Source organism: Corynebacterium sp. NML120713, from assembly GCF_001875735.1.
Classification (GTDB): domain Bacteria; phylum Actinomycetota; class Actinomycetes; order Mycobacteriales; family Mycobacteriaceae; genus Corynebacterium; species Corynebacterium pseudogenitalium.
Genome location: NZ_MLCR01000013.1, coordinates 147438 through 169287, shown reverse-complemented (window position 1 = coordinate 169287; position 21850 = coordinate 147438). Strand labels below are relative to the sequence as shown.

At 60.2% G+C, this 21850-nt stretch carries 21 protein-coding genes; 11 read left to right on the top strand and 10 right to left on the bottom strand.

All coding sequences use genetic code 11. The annotated features are described in order from the left end of the window. Positions 1-33: 33 nt before the first annotated feature. From nrfD to fdnG, 3 genes are read right to left on the bottom strand one after another with little or no spacing between them, the layout of a single operon-like run. On the bottom strand, positions 34-1128 hold the full coding sequence (gene nrfD / locus BJP06_RS07145; protein ID WP_070362713.1) for an NrfD/PsrC family molybdoenzyme membrane anchor subunit: 1095 nt from the start codon (positions 1126-1128) through the stop codon (positions 34-36). After that, complete coding sequence (locus tag BJP06_RS07140; RefSeq protein ID WP_070362714.1) at positions 1129-2127, bottom strand: 4Fe-4S dicluster domain-containing protein; 999 nt, start codon at positions 2125-2127, stop codon at positions 1129-1131. It abuts the gene before it with no gap. Between the two features lie 9 nt (positions 2128-2136). Beyond that, a complete protein-coding gene (fdnG, locus tag BJP06_RS07135) occupies positions 2137-5406 on the bottom strand; it encodes a formate dehydrogenase-N subunit alpha (protein ID WP_255365810.1) in 3270 nt (1089 codons plus the stop codon). A gap of 154 nt (positions 5407-5560) precedes the next feature. On the opposite strand from fdnG, the gene BJP06_RS07125 reads away from it, so the two are divergent. Continuing rightward, positions 5561-6058 (top strand): ferritin, encoded by a 498-nt coding sequence (locus tag BJP06_RS07125; RefSeq protein ID WP_071573325.1) that lies wholly within the window; start codon positions 5561-5563, stop codon positions 6056-6058. Between the two features lie 279 nt (positions 6059-6337). Further along, a complete protein-coding gene (locus BJP06_RS07120) occupies positions 6338-7570 on the top strand; it encodes a DUF4185 domain-containing protein (protein WP_070362718.1) in 1233 nt (410 codons plus the stop codon). Here the strand turns inward: BJP06_RS07120 and BJP06_RS07115 are convergent. Further along, a complete protein-coding gene (locus BJP06_RS07115; protein ID WP_083433239.1) occupies positions 7567-8520 on the bottom strand; it encodes a Dyp-type peroxidase in 954 nt (317 codons plus the stop codon). The genes BJP06_RS07120 and BJP06_RS07115 overlap by 4 nt on opposite strands. Positions 8521-8582: 62 nt before the next feature. Here BJP06_RS07115 and BJP06_RS07110 point away from each other — a divergent pair, with 62 nt between their 5' ends. Then, positions 8583-10025 carry a DHA2 family efflux MFS transporter permease subunit gene (locus BJP06_RS07110; protein WP_255365809.1) on the top strand — a complete coding sequence of 481 codons (1443 nt, stop codon included), beginning with the start codon at positions 8583-8585 and terminating at the stop codon, positions 10023-10025. Here the strand turns inward: BJP06_RS07110 and BJP06_RS07105 are convergent. Beyond that, complete coding sequence (locus BJP06_RS07105; RefSeq protein WP_071573323.1) at positions 10022-10441, bottom strand: GNAT family N-acetyltransferase; 420 nt, start codon at positions 10439-10441, stop codon at positions 10022-10024. The two genes, BJP06_RS07110 and BJP06_RS07105, sit on opposite strands and share 4 nt — an antisense overlap. A 37-nt stretch (positions 10442-10478) precedes the next feature. Here BJP06_RS07105 and BJP06_RS07100 point away from each other — a divergent pair, with 37 nt between their 5' ends. Then, the gene (locus tag BJP06_RS07100; protein ID WP_071573322.1) at positions 10479-11276 is read left to right on the top strand and encodes a spermidine synthase; all 798 of its coding nucleotides are present in this window, start codon (positions 10479-10481) and stop codon (positions 11274-11276) included. On the opposite strand, the gene BJP06_RS07095 is transcribed toward BJP06_RS07100, so the two are convergent. Then, entirely contained in the window at positions 11273-12571 is a 1299-nt protein-coding gene (locus BJP06_RS07095) for an MFS transporter (protein ID WP_071573321.1), read from the bottom strand. The two genes, BJP06_RS07100 and BJP06_RS07095, sit on opposite strands and share 4 nt — an antisense overlap. Positions 12572-12721: 150 nt before the next feature. Here BJP06_RS07095 and BJP06_RS07090 point away from each other — a divergent pair, with 150 nt between their 5' ends. Next, the gene (locus BJP06_RS07090; protein WP_177224282.1) at positions 12722-13780 is read left to right on the top strand and encodes an FUSC family protein; all 1059 of its coding nucleotides are present in this window, start codon (positions 12722-12724) and stop codon (positions 13778-13780) included. Between the two features lie 3 nt (positions 13781-13783). Here the strand turns inward: BJP06_RS07090 and BJP06_RS07085 are convergent, their stop codons facing one another. Continuing rightward, positions 13784-14281 carry a 2'-5' RNA ligase family protein gene (locus BJP06_RS07085; protein WP_070362725.1) on the bottom strand — a complete coding sequence of 166 codons (498 nt, stop codon included), beginning with the start codon at positions 14279-14281 and terminating at the stop codon, positions 13784-13786. Between the two features lie 6 nt (positions 14282-14287). Continuing rightward, complete coding sequence (locus BJP06_RS07080) at positions 14288-14629, bottom strand: hypothetical protein (RefSeq protein ID WP_143110584.1); 342 nt, start codon at positions 14627-14629, stop codon at positions 14288-14290. 146 nt (positions 14630-14775) lie between these two features. Between BJP06_RS07080 and BJP06_RS07075 the strand changes: the two genes are divergently transcribed. The 4 genes from BJP06_RS07075 (at position 14776) to BJP06_RS07060 (ending at position 19260) form a co-directional block, all read left to right on the top strand. Then, a complete protein-coding gene (locus tag BJP06_RS07075; RefSeq protein ID WP_083433227.1) occupies positions 14776-16266 on the top strand; it encodes an HNH endonuclease signature motif containing protein in 1491 nt (496 codons plus the stop codon). A 10-nt stretch (positions 16267-16276) separates the two neighbouring features. Then, positions 16277-16825 (top strand): DUF488 family protein, encoded by a 549-nt coding sequence (locus BJP06_RS07070; RefSeq protein WP_070362727.1) that lies wholly within the window; start codon positions 16277-16279, stop codon positions 16823-16825. A gap of 186 nt (positions 16826-17011) precedes the next feature. Beyond that, positions 17012-17371, top strand: a complete 360-nt coding sequence (locus tag BJP06_RS07065) for a helix-turn-helix transcriptional regulator (RefSeq protein ID WP_070362728.1) — start codon at positions 17012-17014, stop codon at positions 17369-17371. Continuing rightward, a complete protein-coding gene (locus tag BJP06_RS07060; RefSeq protein WP_070362729.1) occupies positions 17368-19260 on the top strand; it encodes a cation-translocating P-type ATPase in 1893 nt (630 codons plus the stop codon). The genes BJP06_RS07065 and BJP06_RS07060 overlap by 4 nt, the downstream gene beginning before the upstream one ends. A 78-nt stretch (positions 19261-19338) precedes the next feature. Here BJP06_RS07060 and BJP06_RS07055 read toward each other — a convergent pair whose 3' ends face one another. After that, positions 19339-20319 (bottom strand): NAD(P)-binding domain-containing protein, encoded by a 981-nt coding sequence (locus BJP06_RS07055; RefSeq protein WP_071573318.1) that lies wholly within the window; start codon positions 20317-20319, stop codon positions 19339-19341. Between the two features lie 409 nt (positions 20320-20728). On the opposite strand from BJP06_RS07055, the gene BJP06_RS12305 reads away from it, so the two are divergent. Together BJP06_RS12305 and arfB are read left to right on the top strand one after the other, a co-directional pair. Beyond that, complete coding sequence (locus BJP06_RS12305) at positions 20729-20989, top strand: putative glycolipid-binding domain-containing protein (RefSeq protein WP_369822252.1); 261 nt, start codon at positions 20729-20731, stop codon at positions 20987-20989. Between the two features lie 70 nt (positions 20990-21059). Further along, positions 21060-21503, top strand: coding sequence for an alternative ribosome rescue aminoacyl-tRNA hydrolase ArfB (arfB, locus tag BJP06_RS07045; protein ID WP_070362731.1), 444 nt, complete (start codon positions 21060-21062; stop codon positions 21501-21503). A 54-nt stretch (positions 21504-21557) separates the two neighbouring features. Here arfB and BJP06_RS07040 read toward each other — a convergent pair whose 3' ends face one another. Then, positions 21558-21818: a HigA family addiction module antitoxin gene (locus BJP06_RS07040; RefSeq protein WP_070363545.1), complete on the bottom strand. Its 261-nt coding sequence runs from the start codon at positions 21816-21818 to the stop codon at positions 21558-21560. Between the last annotated feature and the right edge of the window lie 32 nt (positions 21819-21850).

Sequence of the window (21850 nt, the reverse complement as noted above, 5' to 3'; positions counted from 1 at the left end):
AGGGGCAGTGTTGTGTGTTAGCTCCAGTCGCAGCTAGGCGGTAGTGATGCCGTCATCAACCTTGCCCGCTTCACGGCGCTTGCGCAGGCGCTCCCGCTGCGGTTCAACGACGTACTTCGGGTCCTCGGTGGACTGCTTACCGGCCTCGAGCACCGCGAAACGAGTCAGGCAGGAACCCGCCATCAACGCGACACCCGAAATACCTGCGAGTACTCGACTCTTTTTACTGAACAGCGCGCCAACGCCACCAACCGCGAGGCAAACCTCGGAAGCCTTGAAAAGCTTGCCTGCCTTGCCCGTGGAAAACGCTTCCTTAGAGACGTCGTCCAGTTGGCTCGTCATGTAGGACGTCGCTGCTACATCGGCGGCTGCGCCCACGACACCGAGTGCTCGCGGCACAGCAGCATTCTCCGTCGAAGTGGTGAGCAAGCCCATGCCACCCGTCGCTGCGGTCGCAGATGATACGAACACGAACGGTAGGTTCTTGCCCGCCTCCTGCCATGCAGGCACCGACGTGTTGCCGATCAGCACCGCGGTGTACGCCGCGAGCGGCGAGGCAAGCACACCGCCAGCAATACCAGCCGGGGTCGCTGCGAACTCAATAAACGAGCGCAGCGGGCTTGGCAGCGGCAGCTTCTTGCCAGTCAGCTCGTCGAGCTCCGGAAGCATAGCAAGCCCCTGCAGCGCGGAGAACGAACCCAGCAACCAAGAGCCAACGCTCATCGGGGACGACAGCTTGAACACGCGGAACATGTTCAGCAAGCGCTCCGGGCGACCAAGGTCGAGCACCAGGCAACCGGAGCCCACCGCGGCGGCAGCCATCGAACTAATCCGCATGTTGCGACGCAGCTCCTTGTTGCCTGTCGCGTCAGCTCCCACGGCCAACAAGGAGGAGCCTCCGGCGAGGCCGCCGAGGAAGAAGTAGACACCAATCGGCCACTCCCACGGCGGGAACTTCACAATCGGCTTACCGTAGTAGGAGTCAAAGTGCTCAAAGCTTGCCTCCGGCACCATTAGCTCCTCGCCACGACGCTTCTTCGGGCCACGTGGGCGCTCGCCTTCCGCTTGATCACGTCGCCGCGGACGACGCGGCTCCTGCGGTGGACGGTAGCTATCAAACTCAGCCATTTACTTCCTACCTCCGATCAGGACCGCGGCTGCAATAGTGCCAACCATTCCGGCTGCGGCAATGACGCCGCGCTTCGCCAGCTCCGGCAAGTTCGCCGTTGGAACCACTGGGTCTGGCGGAAGCCCGTAGACCTCTGGCGCATCCAGCAGCAGGAAGATTGAGCCTGTACCGCCTACACCGTCGTTCTGGTTTGCGCCATACAGGCGAGCTTCCGTCATGCCCTGCGCGTGCAGTTCCTTCACGCGCGCCTTCGCAAGCGCGAGCATTTCGTCGTACGTGCCGTACTTGATCGACGTCGTCGGGCAGGTTTTGGCACATGCTGGCTGCTCGCCGACCTGAAGGCGGTCGAAGCACATGGTGCACTTCTGGGCCACCCCGATGTTCTTAATCGGCGCGCTCTCACCAGGTGTGAAGTCCTCGCCCTTGCCGGAACGCTCGTTGCGCTTGCGAACGCCACCATCGCTACGACGCTCAATGACGCCGAACGGGCAGCCAGCAACGCAGGTACCGCAGCCATTGCAGACGTCATCCTGTACGACGACGGTGCCGTGCTCGGTGCGGAACAACGCACCCGTCGGGCACACGTCCAAGCAACCAGCGTTCGTGCAGTGCTTGCACACGTCGGAGGACATCAGCCAGCGGAAATCCGGTGTATCCGGCAATACCGCGCGGGTGGAAGCCTCTTCGGCAGGCTTGACGCTCGGCATTCCAAGCCCGACGAGCTTTGCACCCTCTTCACGAGCCTGCAGAATCCGGTCCTCGCCTTGCTCAATGAACGCCACGTGGCGCCACGTGTCCGCGTTCAGCGAACCGGTGTTGTCGTAGGAGTTACCAGACAACTTGTAGCCGTCCTGCGGGTTTCGGTTCCATTCTTTACATGCAACCTCACACGCCTTGCAGCCAATACAAATCGACGTATCCGTGAAGAAAGCCTTACGAGCTTCCTTCTCGTACCCGATGTTGGCTGGGGATTCGGTGATCTGATTCTTCGTTTTCATCGTCAAAACCTATCCTTCCCCGTTCGCCATATTCTTCTTCGTCGAGTCGTACTTCGCCGCCTCTGTGTCACCGAGCTGCTCACCAACGATGACGTCTTTCGACTCGTCGGTCAGCTTGGTACCGGTGTCCTCCGTCAGGCGCGCACGGCGCTGGTACTCACGCACCAGCTTCATGCGGTCCTCGCCGCGCGGGCGTCGGCCCGGCCGGATATCAACCGCGGAAACCTTCGACGCCTGGATGTTGACGTTCGGGTCCAGCATGATGCCCAAAAGGTCGTTCGGTCCATCGCCTTCGACCTCGGCGTAGGAACCTGCGCCGAAGTGATACGGCATACCGATCTGTTGGAACTCATGACCGTCGATGACCAGGGTCTTCATGCGCTCCGTGACCAGCACTCGCGCCTCGATGGCGTTGCGCGGCGAGATGATCGTCGCCCAGTCACCATTCTTGAGCCCGACCGCTTCGGCCAGCTTATGCGAGACCTCACAGAACAGCTCCGGCTGCAACTCCGCCAAGAACGGCAAGCTTCTCGTCATCGAACCAGAGGTGTACGCCTCCGTCAGACGGTAAGTGTTCAGCATGTACGGGAACACGCCAACACCCGGCTCGCCAAAGTTCGGCGCCGAGAGGTTGTCCTCCCCACGCATCACAATTCGCGACGGCGACTGCTGCTGCTTGTACAGCGGGTTCGCAAACGGGGACTCCTGTGGTTCGTAGTGCGTCGGCATCGGGCCGTCAACCATTCCGGTTGGCGCGAACAGCCAGGCCTTGCCGTCCGTCTGCATGATGAACGCATCGTCGCCTGCAAGCGCTGCAGGACCGACCGCGTCGCGCTCTGGCTTAAACCCAGGTGCGCGGTTGACCGGGAAGTCCACAACATCGTCGGACTCCCACAGCTCCTTGTCCTCGTTCCACCAGACCAGCTTCTTGCGCTCCGACCATGGCTTGCCGTCCGGATCCGCAGAAGCACGGTTGTAGAGCACGCGACGGTTCATTGGCCATGCCCAGCCCCACTCCAACGCCATCGCGTTCTGCTCCTGGCCTGGGCGCTTGTTCGCCGAACGGTTGACGTCGTCAGCGTACACACCACAGTAAATCCAGCAACCAGAGGAGGTTGAGCCGTCAGCCTTGAGATCCGCAAACTTGTCTACAAGCTGTCCCTTGCGAGGACCGTCGAGATAGTAGCCGTTGATCTCCTTCAGCACCGACTCCGGCAGAATCTCACCGTGCTCATCGCACTCGTAGTCCCAGGTGATCTTCTGCAACGGCACGTCGCGCGGGTCGGTCGAGTCCTTGACTCGCTCCTTCAAGCGAAGTCCCAAGTCGTAGAAGAACTCGAGGTCACTCTCGGCATCGCCCGGCGCATCCTTGGCCTTGTAGCGCCACTGCAGCACGCGCGAGGTCTGGGTAAACGTACCTGCCTTCTCAACGTGGTTCGCAGCTGGGAAGAGGAACACCTCAGTGTCGATCTCCTCCGGCGAAATCTCACCGGACTGCACCTCTGGAGAGTCCTTCCAGAACGTTGCCGTTTCGATTTCAGAGAAATCACGTACGACGAGCCACTTCAGCTTGGTCAGCGCCATGCGCTGAATGCGACCGTTCGACTGCGCAACCGCAGGGTTCTGGCCGAAGACGAAGTAGCCGTCGACAAGCCCCTGGTTCATCAGCTGCAGCGTGTGGTACGTCGAGTGCGCACCAGTCAACCTTGGCATGAGGTCCATGCCCCAGTTGTTCTCCTCGGTTGCGGCGTCACCCCAGTAGGCCTTCATCAACGACACAGCGAAGGTGTCGCCGGTCTGCCAGAAGCCCTTCTGATCACGCTTCGACACTGCTGCCAAGTACTCGTCCCACGTCTGGTGCGTGGACTGCGGCATCGGCAGGTAGCCAGGCAGGATGTGGAACAGCGTCGGCACGTCCGTGGAGCCCTGAATCGATGCGTGGCCACGCAGCGCCATGATGCCCGAACCCGGACGGCCGATGTTGCCCATCAGCGTCTGCAGGATCGCACACGTACGGATGAACTGTGCGCCCAACGTGTGCTGAGTCCAGCCAAGCGCGTACGCGAAGCAGGTGGTGCGATCGCGGCCAGAGTTCTCCGCAATCGAGTTCGCGAGGAAGTAGAAGTCCTCCTCGGAAATACCACACGACTCAGCAACAACCTGCGGGGAGTAGCGGGAGTAGTGGCGCTTCAAAATCTGGAAGACTGTTCGCGGATCCTGAAGGGTTTCATCCTTCTCAACGTCCCACGAAGTCTGCGCATCCCACTTCTTACGCGTCTGCCACGAATCGTTGGAGTAGCCACCCGTTTCAGGGTCGTATCCAGAGAACAGACCCTCAAGGTCCTCCGTATCCTGGAAGTCTTCACTGATCAACGTCGAAGCGTTGGTGAATGCCTTGACGTACTCCTCGAAGTACAGGTTGTTTTCCAGCACGTAGTTGATGACAGCACCCAACAGAATAATGTCGGTACCACCACGAATCGGGATGTGCTTATGCGCCATCGCCGACGTACGCGTGAATCGAGGGTCAACGTGGATGATTCGTGCACCACGCGCCTTCGCCTCCATGACCCACTGGAACCCAACTGGGTGCGCTTCGGCCATGTTTGACCCTTGGATGACAATGCAGTCCGCATTCGCCATGTCCTGCAGTGGCTGGGTCGCTCCACCGCGTCCAAACGAGGATCCCAAACTGGGAACCGTGGAAGAGTGTCATATACGAGCTTGGTTTTCTACCTGCACCGCGCCCGCTGCAGTCCACAGCTTCTTGATCAGGTAGTTTTCCTCGTTATCCATCGCGGCGCCGCCCAGGCCTGCGATGCCCATGGTTCGACGCACAGGGCGCCCCTTGTCGTCGAAGTCCTGCCAGCCGTTTTCACGGGCTTCGAGGAACCTGTCGACGACCATTTCCATGGCGGTTTCGCGGTCAAGCTTGACCCATTCCTTGGAGCGCGGTGCTCGGTACAGAATGTCGGTCACGCGGTTTTCCGCGTTGACGAGCTGCTCGGAAGCTGCACCCTTCGGGCACAGGCGTCCGCGTGAGTGCGGAGAATCCGGGTCGCCTTCAATTTGAATGACCTTATTGTCTTTTACATATACGCGCTGGCCACAGCCAACAGCGCAGTACGGACACACGCTCTTGACAACGCGGTCCGCTTCTACAATGCGGCCTTCCATTTCTTGGCTGCGCGCAGATTCGGTGTTTTCGCCTCGGGCGAAGGCGTCACCACCGCGTATCTGGCGCACAACCGGCCAATTTAAGGGACTAAAACGAGACATACCGGCAAGGATAGCCCATTTTGCGAAGGTTCCCCATCGACATACCCCCAGGTCATTGATTAGGATACCCTTACTTTTGATGCATTTTTGCCTCGCAGGCGTAAAATAGCGCCGTAACATCAGTTTTCAACTACACCTTCAAAGGAGCTTGACTATGGACAAGAAATTGCAAGATGCAATGAACGAGCAGGTCACTGCGGAATACGAGGCGGCATTACTGTACCGCCAGCTCGCATACACGATGGAGGCACAGTCCTTCCCAGGCTTCGCGTCCTGGTTCGCTGAGCAGGCCCACGAGGAGTGCGACCACGCGGAGAAGTTCGCAACCCACCTGATCGACCGCGGCCACGACGTCACCCTGCACACAGTCGCCCTCGACGCACCTTCGATCGATTCCCCACTGGCGGCGTTCCAGGCGGCGCTTGAGCACGAGCGCAAGGTCTCCGCGATGATTCGAAACATCGCTGGCATCGCCGATGAGGTCAAGGACTTCGATTCCCGCTCCCTCATCACGTGGTTCCTCGACGAGCAGATCAGCGAAGAGGCAACGGTTTCCGAGATTGTTGACCAGCTGACACTTGTCGGCAATGATGGTTCTGGACTGCTGCGCCTGGACTCGGGTCTTGGTCAGCGCAACGATTCTTCGAACTAACCCAATATTCGCCCAATAATTATCGACGTCCACTTCCCCACAGCCTGCTGCGGTGAAAGGGGACGTCGAATATTTTGCCTCACGACGTTTCATCCCAGGAGCCCCATGCCTTTGCCGCCTTTGACCCGAATTATCGCCTGTGCCACTACTCTTGCTCTTGCTGCGACCGGTCTTTCGATTCCTGTCGCACACGCACAAGCGAACTCGATTTTGCCTGCCTGGCCTACGATCCGGCCGCATGGCCCTGAAGATCTTCCGACGAAGCCAAAGCAAAAACCGATGAAGATGCCAGATGGCACCGTCGTCCAAATCATGGGTGATGTGCTCGGCCCGTGGGCTGCACATGTCGGCATTGGGGCCGGCGACTTGGGCGCCATGACACCGCTCAACGGTGACGAATTCGCGATGATCTTCGGCGACTCATTCCGCGGCAAAAAGTTTGGGGAAGGCGACTGGATCAGCCCCATTGGCGTGGTTGCGCGAATGAATAACGGACAGATCGAAATCCTTCGCCCGCTCAAGGGGCACCGTGACGCATACGGCCTGATCAACTACTACCGCGAGGAAGGCGACAAGCTAACGCTCATCCCGTCGGATGTGATCAACATCAACGGCACGCTCTACATGCAAGGCATGTGGAACCGCGGCATCGGCAATGTGCTCGAGACACAGACATGGAAGTCCACCGATGAAGGGAAAACGTGGAAGAGCATTGGGCGCACTCCCAACCATTACCTCAATGGACTTGGCCAGCTCATTTCCTGGGAAAAGGGCCCGGACGGCTACATCTATGCAGTGATGTCGGGCTTCCAGCGCAAACACGACGTGTACCTGGCTCGCTTTACCGAGGACCAGATCGGCGACCAGCCAAGTTGGGAACTGTTTAATCCGAACACCGGCGAGTGGGGCAACGAAGCTGGCGCGATCCTGCACGGTAACAAGATCAAGGCCGGCGAGATGAACCTGCGCTTCATCGACAACCACTGGGTGTTCGTGATGTTCAACGAGGCCACGCTCGCCGTCGAGGTCCGCATTTCGGATACGCTGCCACAAAGCTGGAACGACGTGCCTGTCGCGACAATCGCCAAGAATGGCTACTGGGACTTTCAGCAGACGCCGATGAATTTCTCCCAACCTTACGGTGGGTACATCGTACCGGGTTCCACGATCGCGAACCTCGACGTCGTCATTTCGCAGTGGAACACGAACACCAACGAGCGCTACATGTCGACGCAGTTCAACGTCAAGGGCCTGGACACGTTCTTCGGTATTGACCCTGAATCGATGCGCCCGCACGACCAAAACGATGTCGACGTCAACGTCACACCAAACCCACCGCAGACCGACGACATGGACGCCGAAGATAACCTGATGTCCTCGGAGGGCAGTTCTAAGACGAAGGCGGCACTCATCACGGTTGGTGTGCTCGCCGGGCTGGGCTTAATCGCTGCGGTGGCGTGGCCTACTATCCGTCAGTATCTACCACCGCAGCTGCAGCAACTCGTGGGCTAGCGCAGCTCGTCCCTCACGTAATCCTCGACGTTTTCCATGAATGCCTTCGGCGGGGCAAAGAAGTTGCACCCGGTGAGTGCCGTGGAAAAGTCGAGGATTCTGTCGTAGTTGCCAACTGGCTCGCCGATGAACATGCGTCGCAGCATCCGCTCGGTGATGGCGACGTCTTTTGCGTAGCTCATAAAGAATGTGCCCTGCTGGCCGGCTGCGTCACCGAAGGTGAGGTTGTTGCGGACGATCTCCAACGATTCGCCGTCTTCATCTTCGATCGAGTTCACAGCGACGTGGCTGTTGGCCGGTTTCGCGTCGTCGTCGAACTCGATGTCTTCGTGCTTCGTTCGGCCGATGACGCGCTCCTGCTCCTCGACGGGCAAATCGTCCCAGGCTTTCAGATCGTGGACGTACTTTTGCAGCACGATGTGGCTGCCACCCGCCCACTTTCCTTCGCGGATAATCGCCGTTGCGATGCCGTCTTGGCCACGCGGGGACTCGGTGCCGTCGACAAACCCGAGTGGGTCGCGGAAGTCCTGGTACTGGAAGGCGTGCGTCTCATCGAAGTCTTCGATGGCGTCGCCGAGCTGTTTCGTGATGCGGCGCGCAAGTTCGAAGGCGACGTCGTATTCGTCGGCACGAATGTGGAAGAACAGGTCGCCCGGTGTCGACGGCGCGTGGTGCTTCTCTCTTTGCAGTTCAACGAACTCGTGGAGGCCTTCGGGCTTTTCCACGGTGAAGAGGCGATCCCACATCTTGGCACCGATGCCGAGCACTGCGCTCAAGTGAGCCTCGGGCCAGCGGAAGCCGACGCCGTTGACGAGCCCCGCGAGGCCACCGATGATGTCCACCACCTCCCCCTCATGACCCGGCGCGATGGTCAACGTCAAAAAGATTGCGTCTTTTGACTGCGGCAGGATGACGTTCTGGGAGACTTCTGTCGAATGTATGTCGCTCATAGGTGCCATCATATGCCCCTATGCTCTTTCGCCACTGGCGACCACCCGGTAGAGTCAGTGCGATGGAGACTTCCCGCAGCACAGGGCCCTGGGCGGCGTTGTGGTCGATGATGGTCGGGTTTTTCGTGATTCTGGTGGACTCGACGATCGTTGCCGTCGCTATTCCTGCGATTTCCACCGCGTTTAACGCCACCTACAGCCAGATTATCTGGGTGAACAGTTCGTACTTGCTGGCGTACGCGGTGCCGCTGCTGATTACGGGGCGGCTCGGAGACAGGATCGGACCGCGGACCGTGTACCTGTGTGGCTTGAGCCTGTTCACGGTCGCCTCGCTAGCGTGCGGTTTGGCGACCTCGATCGAGGCTCTGATTCTTGCCCGGGCTGTGCAGGGCTTTGGCGGTGCCCTAGTGACACCGCAGACGATGTCGGTGATGCTGCGCACGTTCGCACCGCAGCAGCGGGGTGGCGCCATGGGCGTCTGGGGCGCAACGGCAGGGGTAGCGACAATCGTTGGGCCGCTGCTCGGCGGTCTCCTCGTGGACGCCTGGGGCTGGGCGTGGATCTTCATCATCAACGTCCCGGTGGGCATTGTTGGCATCGCATTGGCGTGGGTCTTCGTGCCGAGGCTCGAGCAGAATGCACGGACGTTTGACTGGGTTGGCGTCGCTCTGTCGGCTTCGGGCATGTTCTGCCTGGTGTTCGGCATCCAGGAAGGACAGAAATTTTCCTGGAGCTTCCCCATCGTTGCGCTCATTTGCGCCGGCGCCGTGTTGCTGTCGCTCTTCGTATGGTGGCAAACAAAAACCACCCGGGATCCGTTGGTGCCGTTGGAGCTGTTTTCCGACCGAAACTTTTCCCTCGCCTGCGTAGCAATTTCTACGGTTGGGTTTGCAATCTCCACCTACGTCATTCCGTGGATGATCTACGTGCAAAACGTGCAACACTACTCGCCAACCCAAGCAGCGTTGCTCCTGCTTCCCGCGGGATTGATTTCTGGATGCTTCTCGCCTTGGGTCGGCAAGCTCACCAACACGCATCAGCCCAAGCCGTTCGCGATCGCAGGGCTCTCGCTCGTCGCGGTCGCGATTGGTGCCGCGGCCTTCATTACCGACCCGAGTGTCTCCCCAATGTGGTTACTCGCGGTCTCCGTGATCAACGGGTTTGGCAACTCCATGGTGTGGGGGCCATTGTCCATGATCGCGACGCGAAACCTCGATCCGCGCCTGGCAGGGGCGGGCTCCAGCGTATATAACACCGTGCGCCAACTTGGCGCGGTCATTGGCTCTGCAGGTATCGCGGCAATGATGTCGCAGCAGCTCACGCGCCAGCTCGGGCCGGCGGCTGCCGACTTTTCCGGCGGCGGGAGCACCCAAGCGCTCCCCGACGTGCTTCACCAACCATTCGCGCAGGCGATGTCCACGTCTATGCTTCTGCCGTTGAGCCTCGTCATCGTTGGTGTACTGGTTTCCACCAGATTTGTGCGCACCCAGTCTTGGAACGATTAATCTTCCAGGGAAATCATGTACACAGGTGGCTCAATCTTGAAGTAGCCGAGGTGCTCCCAGAAAGCACGCCCTGCGTCGTTGCCTTCTGCCACCATCAGGTGCACTGCTGGGGCTTTACGTTCGCGCAGCCATTGCACGCAACCGTCGGAAAGCAAGCGCCCCACGCCGCCTCCCCGAGCGCTAGGGCGCACTCCTGTCATGTGAATCCACCCGCGGTGGCCGTCGAAACCTACGATAGTCGCACCGTCAACGACACCTTCTGCAGACTCAGCAACGAGCACCGTACTACCAGGACTTTCCATCGCAAGATCGAAATCGGTCGGCGGGTCATTCCATTCTTGGGTAATGCCAGATTCATCCCAAACATCGACGACCGCCTGGCGGTCCTCGGGGCGAGCTTCACGCAATGTGTACATAACAGGTAAGAATAAACGCTGAAAGGTAGAGCATGAAATGCGACGCAAACCCCGCACTCCAAAGAAAAACATCACGGGAACATTCCCCGTAGACACCGGCATGGCAGCCATCATCGCCGACGAACTTCGCGACGGCGGCTACACCCTCGAACTCAACCGCGTGCCAAGCTCCTACGTTGTACTCGGCGCGCCGGAGGTGCTGACGTTCGACTACATGCAGTGGATCACGGGATTCATCCGCCCCGGCGACACCGTGCCCTCGGATTTCCGCGCAGTCCACCTCGGCGGGGCCGCGTGCACGCTGCCTGCATACTTCGCACACCGTTACCCCCAAAGCCACCAGACGGCAGTGGAGATCGACCGGGAACTCGCACAACTCGTACGCTGGGCATTTCAGGAGAACCTCGAGCCGGTCACAATCCGCTGCGCCGAAGCACGTGCTTTCACTCATGCCTGCCAACCACGCAGCCTTGACCTCATCGTTCGCGACGTTTTCAGCGGCCCCTCCACCCCTCGCCCGTTGACCACCGTCGAGTTCTTCCGTGCCTGCGCTGCCGCTCTTCGCCCGGGTGGCATGTACATCGCAAACATCGGCGACAGGCAGCAGCTTCCAAACACCCGCGCAGAGGTTGCCGGGCTCCTCGAGGTGTTCTCTTACGCAGTGGCCGTCGCACCACCAGCGATGCTCGACGGCCACGAGTACGGCAATGTCATCGTCGCAGCGAGCAACACCCCCTTAGTTTTCGACGCCACCACCGCCCCTTCCCTTGCCGTCAAGGATGGCACGACGCTGCTCGACGGCGCTTCCACTCGCCGCCTTGCCCGGCGCGACTAGGCCAACTGCTGCGCTTCCGGCACCCAAAGCTTGCGGGCACCGCGGAACGTTGCGCTCACTCCGAGCAGCACCAACAATGTGAACACCGGCACAGAGACAAAGCCGTAGCCGTAGGAGCCGAAGTAGTCTTTCACCCACCCCCAGACAGCCGCACCAATTGAAAGCCCAATTGGGTAGGCCATCCCCAGCGTGCCCCAAATCTTCGAGAACTCTTTCTGGCCAAACGAATGCTCTGCGATCAGTGGTGGGGCGACGGTGCCGCTTGCAGTACCGAGGAAGATGAAGATCACGAAGAACACGTAAGGCAGGAGCGTGGTCATGTATGCCCACGCCGCGGTCGCGCCGGCCGCAATCAGCAGCACGATCCACAGGGCCCGCTCCAGGCCGACTTTGTCGATGAACCAGCCAAGAAACGGTTTGAACACGATCAGACAAATCGTTGCCGTGATAATGATTGTTGAAATCTCCTCTGGGCGAAGCTCCACACCCCACGGCTTGTCAGAAAGGTAGTTCACGAAGTGTTGCGTCATCCCGTAGATCGCGCCCAACAACAGCAATGAGGCCGCCAATACGTAGAACCAGATGCTGCCAAAAGCCTCCCGCTGCGTCATTCCCGGCTCGTAACCAGTTTTCGTGGTCACTTCATCTGCCGGTGCCACCTCCGCACCGTACGGGCGTAGGCCGAGATCCTCAGGGTTGCTGCGGATCAAGAACAACGCCGGTCCCGTTGTCAGCACAACCATTGCGACGGCCATAATCACCATCGAGGTCCGCCATCCAACGGTCCTCAGCAGGATCGGCACTACTACGCCGAGGATCACACCGCCCACTCCTGTTCCCGCCAGGACGATGCCCAACACGGTTCCTCGTTTAGCCACAAACCAGCGATTGATAACGACGATCGGGACGTACTGCAGCGAAAGCCCCACGCCGATACCAATGACGATTCCGGCTGCATAAAACCACCACAGAGATTGTGCGGCGGAAAAGACAACCAAGCCACCCGCAGCAATGAGACCACCAAGGACCAACAAGCCAGGCGCCTTGATTCGGTCAATGAGCATGCCAGCCACCGGCATTGACGCCGCGGAAGCGAAGCCATACAAAGTGAAATAAATCATAAACGCACCTGCACGGGTCCCAGGAAAGTCCCCGAGCACCGCCGGTGTAAAGAAACTCAGACCAGTCAGCGTTATTGAAAACGCCACCTCTACCAGCAAGGCACCGATAATGACCATCAGGTGACGTGCCGGGATTTTCCCAGCGGATTGAATATGCCCTTCAGTCGCAGCCATGTCCGCTACTCCCTCGCAGTCAAAAGAGAATTTGAATGGACTTAGTGTACGTCCGCCTCCGACACAATTGGCGTTTTTGGGTTCTGTGACAGAGGGCTGGCAGAGGGCTAAGGTAACAACTCTGTTACTTCCGGGAGAAAGGGCTGATCTTTGAACCATTTTCGCGCCATGTTCACGATGGCACCCGCACGCCGGGACCATATCCCTGCCTTCCGCACAGCCGCCGGAGTAGCCATCCCACTCCTACTCCTGCTCTGGATCGGCCGCTTCGACCTTGCAATCTACGCCAACTTTGGCGCGTTTACGGGTGTTTATGGACGCCACGAAACCCGACAGGATAGGGCACGGCACCAGCTCCTTGCTGGTACCGCCATCGTGGTCGCGATCGCAATTGGCGCGACGATGTCCTGGACCCACACCAACCAATGGCTCATTATGCTCATCTCTGCCGTCGCGTCCTCGGTGTGGGCGACCATCGCGCTGTGGTCAGGTACACGCCCAACCGGGTCCGTCTTCGTACTCTTCGCAATCGCCGCGGTGGGGTCCCTTGCCCACCCGGCACACCCACTGATCGCTACAGCAGTCGCTGCTGCGACGGCCGGTCTTTGCTTTGGGCTCGGGAGAATATCGCACCTCATAGGGGAAGGTCCCAATGTGCGTGAACCGCGAGGGGAGGAAGTGGGCGTCGATAAGCAGGCGCTGAAGCGAGAGGCAGCGCGATTCTTCCTCGCTCCCCTGCTCGCTGGAACGATCGGCATCATCTCCGTCGCTCTCATTGACCCGCTGTCGCACTTCTACTGGGCGATGGTCGCTGCGGTAGTGCCGCTGGTCAACAACCGCTACCGCGTGCAGTACTTTCGTGCCTTGCAACGTATGCTCGGCACCCTTTCCGGCATTCTCGTCGCCGGGTTCCTCCTCTCGCACCACATGCAGGAATGGCAGTTCGTGATATGGATCATCATCCTGCAGTTCTTGACCGAAACCTATGTCACCCGCAACTACACGCTGGCAGCGAGCTTCATCACCCCGACCGCCCTGCTGATGATCCAAGCCGTCGAACCTGCCCCCGTCGCGCCAATGCTCCTTGCGCGCAGTGCGGAAACCATCCTCGGTGCTGCCTCAGCGCTCGTAATTATCGCCATCGGATATACCAGAACCAACCCGCACTTGGTACGCCAACGCCTCAAGGCTGCCACCCCTAAAGCCTAAGGCCTAAACCTCAAACCGATACTCGGAGCCATACCGCGGCTGGTACAGCGCCGCATACTCCACATCCACAGCCCTGAAGTGTGGCGATGTCACTTCAGCAAGTGCCTGGATATAGTCCCCTACGATCGCCTTCGGCAGGCGCAGCCCCATCGTTAGGTGCGGAATCCACCGAGCACCACGGCCATCGGGATTGAGCTCGTTGAGCTCCCGCGCTGCTCGCTCAAGCTCGTCCGGGCCCTGCAGCAGCCACGCCACCGTCTGCTTCGACTTCGTCCCGAACACCACCGTGCCTACCCTGTCCAGACGCGCAGGCAATAACTGGGGCAGGAGTTCCCCTGCTCGGGCGATCACCTTTCGAGCCATCTGAGGAGCGAACGTCACTGACACGTGCGGGCGCTGCTGCTGAACGGGAAATCCGCGCTGCGCCAGCTCCTCATAAATCTTGCGAATCTCCTGCTCCTGCGTCTTCGGCAAGCGCAGCAAAATGTTCTCCGGGGACATACGACCTCACTCGTTGATGTCTTTCAGGTCCACGATAACGTCGGGGTTGCCGAACGCCTTGCGGACACGCTCGAGGGCATCGGGAAGGCTCAGCCCGTCGGCGGCAGCGCTTAAGATCACGTCTTGTAGGTCGCCTCCTCGGCCCCAATCTTTGTAGTCATCAAACCCATATCCAGTGCCGGTGAGCACTTTGTCATCGTTGAACTTCAGCGCCATGACACCGTTTCCAACCCGCCACATCCACCCCGTCCCTGGGCAAGGCTCACTGGTTTTCGCTTTGCAACATGGCGTCGGAATCATCTCGAGACCCATGTACCGGTAGCGATCATCACTGTCATTGCTTGCCATGTTCGTCGAGCGCCTCCACCCTCAAGTGATTGTCTGCCACGTCTCAACGTACCAAACCGCCAGAAAGTTCGTTCATTTGTTCGAATCGTGCCGATCTGTGTCGGCGGGGGTTGATAGGGTGAGAGCAACTCACGAAAGGAGGGGTCATGACCAGCACAATCACCCGATGCGTCAACGATATTTCGGCAGCGCTGCGCACGTTAAGTGAGCTTTTCGCCGACCCCTCCGCCCTCACATTCAGTGATATCCGGCACGAAATGGAACGCCTCGAGGAGCAATTCAAAAAGAAGGCAACTATCGACGCCGCGTTCGCCTTCATCGCCGAGCGCGAAGAAGCTGGCCGAATTGTCGGCGCTAACTACCCCAACGCGTACCTCCAGCAGTGCCTCGACCTGTCAAAGGGCGAAGCCTACAACCGCCTTGAACGCGGCCGACTCCTCTTCGGCCAGCCGCCAGCACCTAGCACTCCCCCGGCCAGCAAGGAAAGCACCGAGGAGCTTTTCGCTCGCACCCATGAAGTGGAGCAGCAGCAGGCAACTGTCAGAAGAACGTCTTCCCAGGTTAGTGCAGAGAAGCAAAACATCATCCGGCGCGAACTCGACAAGTTGCTCAAAGCTGGCGTGGACGAACGCACCCGCATCTACTCCGCAGCCATGACCGAGGGCTTACGTCGCAACCCCGAAGACCTCCGGCAGTTCGTTCGCCGCGCAGTCAGCGACGTCAACCGGAAACACGCCCCACATACCAACCCTAATGCCGGGTATGAAAATCGTGGCATGTCCATTGGTCGTCGCAAATCGGATGGCACTGTAGACATCTACATCAACGCTACGGCTGGAGATGCCGCCCTGATCAAAGCGCACACAGACAAGGGCCTCGCGCCAAACTCCAACCTTCCAGCAGCGATGCACGACGAAGTGGACTCCCGCACCCGGCAGCAACGTCGGTTCGACAAGTTCTTCGCCATTTTCAAACAACACGAGCAATCGCATCAGAAGGCGAACGGCGGCGCTGCCTCGGTGGTCATTGCACTTACTCTCGACGACCTCGCCGACGGCGATGCTTCCATGCTTTACGGCACCAACACCGGCATCGAAGTCGACTGTTTCGATCTTGTACGCCTCGGCATGGACGGAACTACAGACTTCCTCCTCCAAGTGGACGGCGTCACCTCAGTACCACTGTGGATGGGGAGAACCACCCGGCTCGCATCGGTCGAACAGCGAATCGCAATGTTCGCCATCCAAGGAGTATGCTCCTGGCTCGGCTGCACCACCCCTATGTCAGAATGTGAGGCACATCATATCCTCGCCTGGATAAAGGGCGGACACACCGATATCGAAAACCTCACTGGTCTTTGCCGCGAGCACCACAGATGCAACAACGACAACAGAGACGGCTCCTTCAACAAGGGCTACATGGATTTCGACCCGCAAACAGGCAAAGCGGGATACCGAAAGCACCCGTCCGATCCAATGAAATTCAACCAATCGGTGCCTGCGAAACACTCGGCAGTCAGCAGAATCTACGCCGCAAAAGGCAGGTGCAACTGCGTACGGACCGGAGAGCGTGACCCCGCCTTGTATCCGCCAGGCCTCTCACCTCCCGTTACGGCTCCACTATCTCAAAGCGCCTAGGGTCGGAGGCATGAAGATCTTTACCGTCGGCCATTCAAACGTCGAGTTTGACCAATTCGTGGGCATGCTCGAGGCTTCCGGCGTGCGTGCAGTCGTGGACGTGCGCAAGCTTCCCGGCTCCAGGAAGTACCCCTGGTTCAACGACGATCAACTTGCCCAACACTTACCTGGGCACGGCATCGAATACTCCCGAAACGAAGGGCTCACCGGGCGGCGCAACGTGTCCAAAACAGTCCCCTTCGAGGTGAACGGCAACTGGCGCAACCGAAGCTTTCACAACTACGCGGACCACGCCCTTGGCGACGAATTCGCACAGTCACTCCAAGCGCTCAGGGAACAAGCCAGGACATGCCCAACAGTAATCATGTGCTCAGAGGCAGTCTGGTGGCGTTGCCACCGACGCATCATCGCCGACCACCTCCTGGCCCACGGCGACAACGTGCAGCACATCATGAGAATGACGCAGCATGGCCCCACCCTAAGTGCAGCGAAGCTTAACGACGGAGCTGTCGTCGGCGAGGATAAGAAAGTACGCTACCCGGAGCAAGAGACCAAGTAGCACGTTTCAACTACCCACCGCTGCCCCTGTTCCCATTTCCGCAGTACGCGCCCATTTTTAGCTAGAGGGGCGCTAACCTCTCAAAAGCCTCCCAAAATGCATTGATTGAACAGGTGGCAAACTCTTCGCTTCAATGTCAGTTCAGCGCGTTTGAAATAGTTCAGTATTGACTGTATAGTTCAGCACATGCTGACTATTGCTTCGCGCCTCGATGTCATGAACCGGCTCGGCCGGGCCATGGCGGATCCGACGCGCTCCAGAATCCTGATGACCCTACTCGACGGCCCGAGCTACCCGGCTGTGCTTTCGCGCGACCTGGACTTGACCCGCTCGAACGTCTCGAACCACCTGACCTGCTTGCGTGACTGCGGCATCGTCGTCGCCGAGCCGGAGGGCCGCAAGACACGCTACGAAATCGCCGATCCGCACCTCGCGACAGCGCTCAACGCGCTAGTGAACGCGACGTTGGCTGTCGACGAGAATGCCCCGTGCATCGACCCTGAGTGCTCGGTGCCCGGCTGCGACGAGAAAGGAACGGACGCATGAGTTCAGCGTGTGGATGCGAACACGAACCAACCACGGAAATCGAAGATCTTGATCGGCCATGGTGGAAGGACCCCGAGTTGCTACTGCCGATCTTCTCCGGCGTAGCCCTCTGCATAGGTCTGGCGCTGGGCTGGTCCGGGCTAGAGGCACCCGCGACAGTACTGTTCTGGGTCGGCCTACTGTTGGGGGCGTATACGTTCGCGCCCGGCGCTACCCGGAACCTTGTCACGAAGCGCAAGCTCGGCATTGGCTTGCTGATGACAATCAGCGCGGTCGGCGCGGTAATCCTCGGTTACGTCGGAGAGGCCGCGGCGCTAGCGTTCCTGTACTCGATCGCCGAGGCGCTGGAGGACAAGGCGATGGACCGGGCCCAGAGTGGACTGCGAGCACTGTTGAAATTGGTACCACAGACCGCGACGGTGCTGCGCGACGGCACGGCGGTCGAAGTCGCAGCGAAGGACCTCGTGGTTGGCGAGCTGATGCTCGTTCGCCCCGGGGAGCGGATCGCCACGGACGGCATCATTCGTTCCGGACGCTCCAGCCTTGACACCTCAGCGATCACCGGAGAATCCATTCCGGAGGAGGTCGCACCGGGCGACGAGGTGCCCGCAGGAGCGATCAACTCCGCCGGTGTGCTGGAGGTCGAGACGACCGCAGCTGGAACTGACAACTCGCTGACCACACTCGTGGACCTGGTCGAGCAGGCACAGGCGGAAAAGGGCGACCGCGCCCGGATCGCCGACCGGATTGCCCGACCCCTAGTGCCCGGGGTGATGATCCTGGCGGTGCTGGTCGGCGTGATTGGCTCGCTGCTGGGCGACCCCGAGACGTGGATCACCCGTGCGTTGGTGGTTCTGGTCGCAGCGTCGCCGTGCGCGTTGGCAATCTCCGTGCCGCTGACGGTCGTGGCCGCGATCGGCGCGGCCAGCCAGTTCGGCGTGGTCATCAAGTCCGGCGCGGCGTTCGAGCGGCTCGGCGGCATCCGTCACCTGGCGGTGGACAAGACCGGAACCCTCACCCGCAACCAGCCTGAGGTTACCGGGGTGGTCCCGGCAGACGGATTCGATCGGGCCCAGGTGCTTTCCTTCGCAGCGGCAGTTGAGCAGCAATCGACGCACCCCCTCGCCGCGGCGATCGCGGCAGCGGCGCCCGAAGCACCCGCCGCCTCGGACATCAGCGAGGAAGCCGGTCATGGCATCGGCGGCACCGTCGAAGGTCGACGGGTGCTGGTGGGCAGCCCCCGGTGGATCGACGCCGGGCCACTGAAGGCAGACGTTGAGCGCATGGAGTCCGAGGGCCAAACCTGCGTACTGGTCACCGTCGATGACGCCCTCGCCGGGGCGATCGGGGTCCGCGACGAGCTGCGTCCCGAGGTTCCCGAAGCTGTGCAGACCCTGCACGCTAACGACGTGAAGGTGAGCATGCTCACCGGCGACAACACTCGCACCGCCCGGGCGCTGGCTGAGATCGCCGGGGTCGACGATGTGCGCGCCGAGCTACGCCCAGAGGACAAGGCAAGCATCGTCGCCGAACTCTCCTCCAAGACGCCGACGGCCATGATCGGCGACGGCATCAACGATGCTCCGGCACTGGCGGGCGCAACGGTGGGTATAGCGATGGGAGCGACCGGCTCTGACGCCGCGATCGAGTCCGCTGACGTCGCCTTCACCGGCCACGACCTCCGGCTGATCCCTCAGGCACTGCAACACGCCCGCCGAGGCAGCAGGATCATCAACCAGAACATCGTGCTGTCTCTGGCTATCATCATCGTGTTGATGCCGCTGGCGATCAGCGGCATGCTGGGCTTGGCCGCCGTCGTGTTGGTTCACGAGGTCGCCGAAGTCATCGTGATCTTGAACGGCCTGCGGGCTGCACAAGCGAAGCGCTGAGCCACACTTTCGTCCAGCGCGCTGGCTCCCCAACGCGGATCTTAGAAGGATCGTTCTGCTCAGGGACCAAGCGTCATCTCAAAACTTTTGATACCGAGCTTCATCGACATGGCCCGCGACAACTTGGGCAGTGTGTTTGGCAAAGGGCCCCACGCCCATCAGCGTTGCCGAGCCGTCGCCGGTCCAGTTGCCATAACCGACTAGATGCAGATTCTTCACCGCGGGTTCACTGCCGCGCATGAGGTAGCGGAATGGACCGAGGGCTGGACGGAAACCAGTGCACCAGATCAGATGGTCGTGATCGAGCTCGCTCAAACTGTCGAAGATGGGGGTAGCGGTGAGTTGACCGGAGTTGCGGAGCTCACGTAGATGAGGCAGTGCGACAATGTCCCCGAGGTTCGGGCCGGCATCGCCACCGAGAATTCGGCGGCGGCTGCGGAGAAAAAGATCGCGACCATCGACATCATCAGGCATCCAGCGCGGCTGCTCACGTGTGAACCATGTGACCTCCGACGTCCCGATGAGGTCCGCGGCGATCTGAGCACCCGAGTTCGCCCCACCGACCACAGCGACCTTCGCACCGCGGAATGGTTCGGGACCAGGGTAGGTCGACGAATGCCACTGGCGTCCGCGAAAAGTGCCGGGATAGTAGGGCACGAAGGGTGCGGACCACGTGCCTGTGGCAGCGACAACGTGCTCCGCCGTGAATTGACCGGCGGTCGAATCTAGGGTGAACGTCCCTCCCTCGTGGGACACGCTGTGAACGTGCACTGGGCGCCTCACCGGGAGGTCGTACCGTTTTTCGTAGCTTTCCAGATAGTCGATGACATGACTTGCAGGCGGGTACCCCGGGTAGTGCGGCATGGGCCAGCCGGGCAGGTTGGAGAACTCCGCGGCGGAGAAAAGCGTCAATGACGGCCACGTATGCAACCACGCTCCACCGGGTTCCTCTTGGTTGTCTAGGACCAAGAAGTCCACTTCGTAGCGTCGCAGGTAGTACGACGTGGCTAGGCCGGACTGGCCACCACCGACGACGATAGCCGTGTGATGCTCAGCCAATCGATCATCCCTCCAGAATCTCCCGGAAGCGCCACTCAGTGTCGTTTCTCATCGGGCACATGCCCGCCCAGGTGTGTCTCCTCGAGCTCACCAACGGGGGAGCTTGTCAATGGTAATCAACGATCTCCACCTTAATGCCCCGCGTTACACGTTGAACTTGAACTCGACCGAGTTTCAGTCGAAAGCTACCTGCCTTTTCGCACCATCAAGCGTAGTAAAATCCTCACCACGGAGCGCACGTATAAGTGGGAGCTGCGCGCCGCGGAGAACTGCGTGACCGAACGTGTGTCGGTGAACGTTGAAGGCGACGGATGGGGCGAAGCCTCGAGCTGTTTAGGTCCGAGCAAGGCGTGTGGTCGGCGGAAACCAATGAAGAGGGCGCCCAGCCTGAAGATCTGCCCTCCCCGGTATCGTCCAGTCCGCCGACCTGAAAGCCGTACTCGATTGCGATCTCGGTCTGTGTCCTCTCACCATCACAATGCCTATTCGTCGCTTGACGCTGCTTGAGACTCAGGTTCCGAAAACGCAGCTGATCATGGCTTGGATTGATATACCGTCCCTCCAGGTGATCGCATCAGACCAGTACTACAGCTCCGTCGATGCTGAAAATGTCCGATACGAAAGCGGAACACGGGGAGTCGACGTCGAGTTGGAGGTCGACGGTGACTGAGTGGTCGTACATTACCCTGATCTCGCACGTCGGGTCTGATCCGGAAACAACTCTAACTACGCTGGGCGGTATGAACGATCTGACCATCGCGCCCGGACCGGGGATCCCCGGTGGCCTCGTCGTCGCCGCGGCGGACCTGTCGGAGCGGTTCGCGAAGGCATCGGGCCCGGGCGGCCAGGGCGTCAACACCACCGACAGTAAGGTGCAGCTGTCCATCGACATCGCGGAATGCGCATCGCTTTCCGACACCCAACGCCGCCGCGCTCTCCACAACCTCGAACACCGCCTGGACGGCACGGTGCTCACCGTGAGCGCATCGACGCAGCGGTCGCAGGTCCGCAACCGTGCCGAGGCGCGGGAACGCATGGCCATCTTGTTGCGCGAGGCGCTCGCCCCACCGCCTCCCCCGCGGCGGAAAACGAAGCCGACGCGCGGCTCGGTGCGGCGCCGTCTCGAAGCGAAAAAGCGGCGCTCGGAGCTCAAGTCCACGCGACGGCGTCCCCAAATTCCCTAGTTCGAACCATCCGCGTGCATATCCTCACGCTGACGGACCTGGTTCGGGTAACTGCTACGCCGAGACAGCGTGAACCGGCTGAATCCTCTCGATCTCGGCGAGGATTTTGTCTTCTGCCACATCCAGGTCGTACTGGGTCTGTAACCCGAGCCAGAACTGGGGGCTCATTCCGAAGAACTTAGCCAAGCGAAGAGCAGTGTCCGCGGTTACAGCGCGCTTACCGTGAACAATTTCGTTGATCCGGCGGGGCGGAACGCCGATGGAGACTGCGAGCTTGTGCTGGGTGATCCCCATTTCCTTGAGAAAGTCCTCCATGAGGATCTCACCGGGGTGAATCGGAGGGAGCT

What these genes read in the sequence shown, in the direction of transcription:
- nrfD (WP_070362713.1), bottom strand. Translation starts at nt 1,128, where the DNA reads ATGGCTGAGTTTGATAGCTACCGTCCACCGCAGGAGCCGCGTCGTCCG.
- BJP06_RS07140 (WP_070362714.1), bottom strand. Translation starts at nt 2,127, where the DNA reads ATGAAAACGAAGAATCAGATCACCGAATCCCCAGCCAACATCGGGTAC.
- BJP06_RS07125 (WP_071573325.1), top strand. Translation starts at nt 5,561, where the DNA reads ATGGACAAGAAATTGCAAGATGCAATGAACGAGCAGGTCACTGCGGAA.
- BJP06_RS07120 (WP_070362718.1), top strand. Translation starts at nt 6,338, where the DNA reads ATGAAGATGCCAGATGGCACCGTCGTCCAAATCATGGGTGATGTGCTC.
- BJP06_RS07115 (WP_083433239.1), bottom strand. Translation starts at nt 8,520, where the DNA reads ATGAGCGACATACATTCGACAGAAGTCTCCCAGAACGTCATCCTGCCG.
- BJP06_RS07110 (WP_255365809.1), top strand. Translation starts at nt 8,583, where the DNA reads ATGGAGACTTCCCGCAGCACAGGGCCCTGGGCGGCGTTGTGGTCGATG.
- BJP06_RS07105 (WP_071573323.1), bottom strand. Translation starts at nt 10,441, where the DNA reads ATGTACACATTGCGTGAAGCTCGCCCCGAGGACCGCCAGGCGGTCGTC.
- BJP06_RS07100 (WP_071573322.1), top strand. Translation starts at nt 10,479, where the DNA reads ATGCGACGCAAACCCCGCACTCCAAAGAAAAACATCACGGGAACATTC.
- BJP06_RS07095 (WP_071573321.1), bottom strand. Translation starts at nt 12,571, where the DNA reads ATGGCTGCGACTGAAGGGCATATTCAATCCGCTGGGAAAATCCCGGCA.
- BJP06_RS07085 (WP_070362725.1), bottom strand. Translation starts at nt 14,281, where the DNA reads ATGTCCCCGGAGAACATTTTGCTGCGCTTGCCGAAGACGCAGGAGCAG.
- BJP06_RS07080 (WP_143110584.1), bottom strand. Translation starts at nt 14,629, where the DNA reads ATGGCAAGCAATGACAGTGATGATCGCTACCGGTACATGGGTCTCGAG.
- BJP06_RS07075 (WP_083433227.1), top strand. Translation starts at nt 14,776, where the DNA reads ATGACCAGCACAATCACCCGATGCGTCAACGATATTTCGGCAGCGCTG.
- BJP06_RS07070 (WP_070362727.1), top strand. Translation starts at nt 16,277, where the DNA reads ATGAAGATCTTTACCGTCGGCCATTCAAACGTCGAGTTTGACCAATTC.
- BJP06_RS07065 (WP_070362728.1), top strand. Translation starts at nt 17,012, where the DNA reads ATGCTGACTATTGCTTCGCGCCTCGATGTCATGAACCGGCTCGGCCGG.
- BJP06_RS07060 (WP_070362729.1), top strand. Translation starts at nt 17,368, where the DNA reads ATGAGTTCAGCGTGTGGATGCGAACACGAACCAACCACGGAAATCGAA.
- arfB (WP_070362731.1), top strand. Translation starts at nt 21,060, where the DNA reads ATGAACGATCTGACCATCGCGCCCGGACCGGGGATCCCCGGTGGCCTC.
- BJP06_RS07040 (WP_070363545.1), bottom strand. Translation starts at nt 21,818, where the DNA reads ATGGAGGACTTTCTCAAGGAAATGGGGATCACCCAGCACAAGCTCGCA.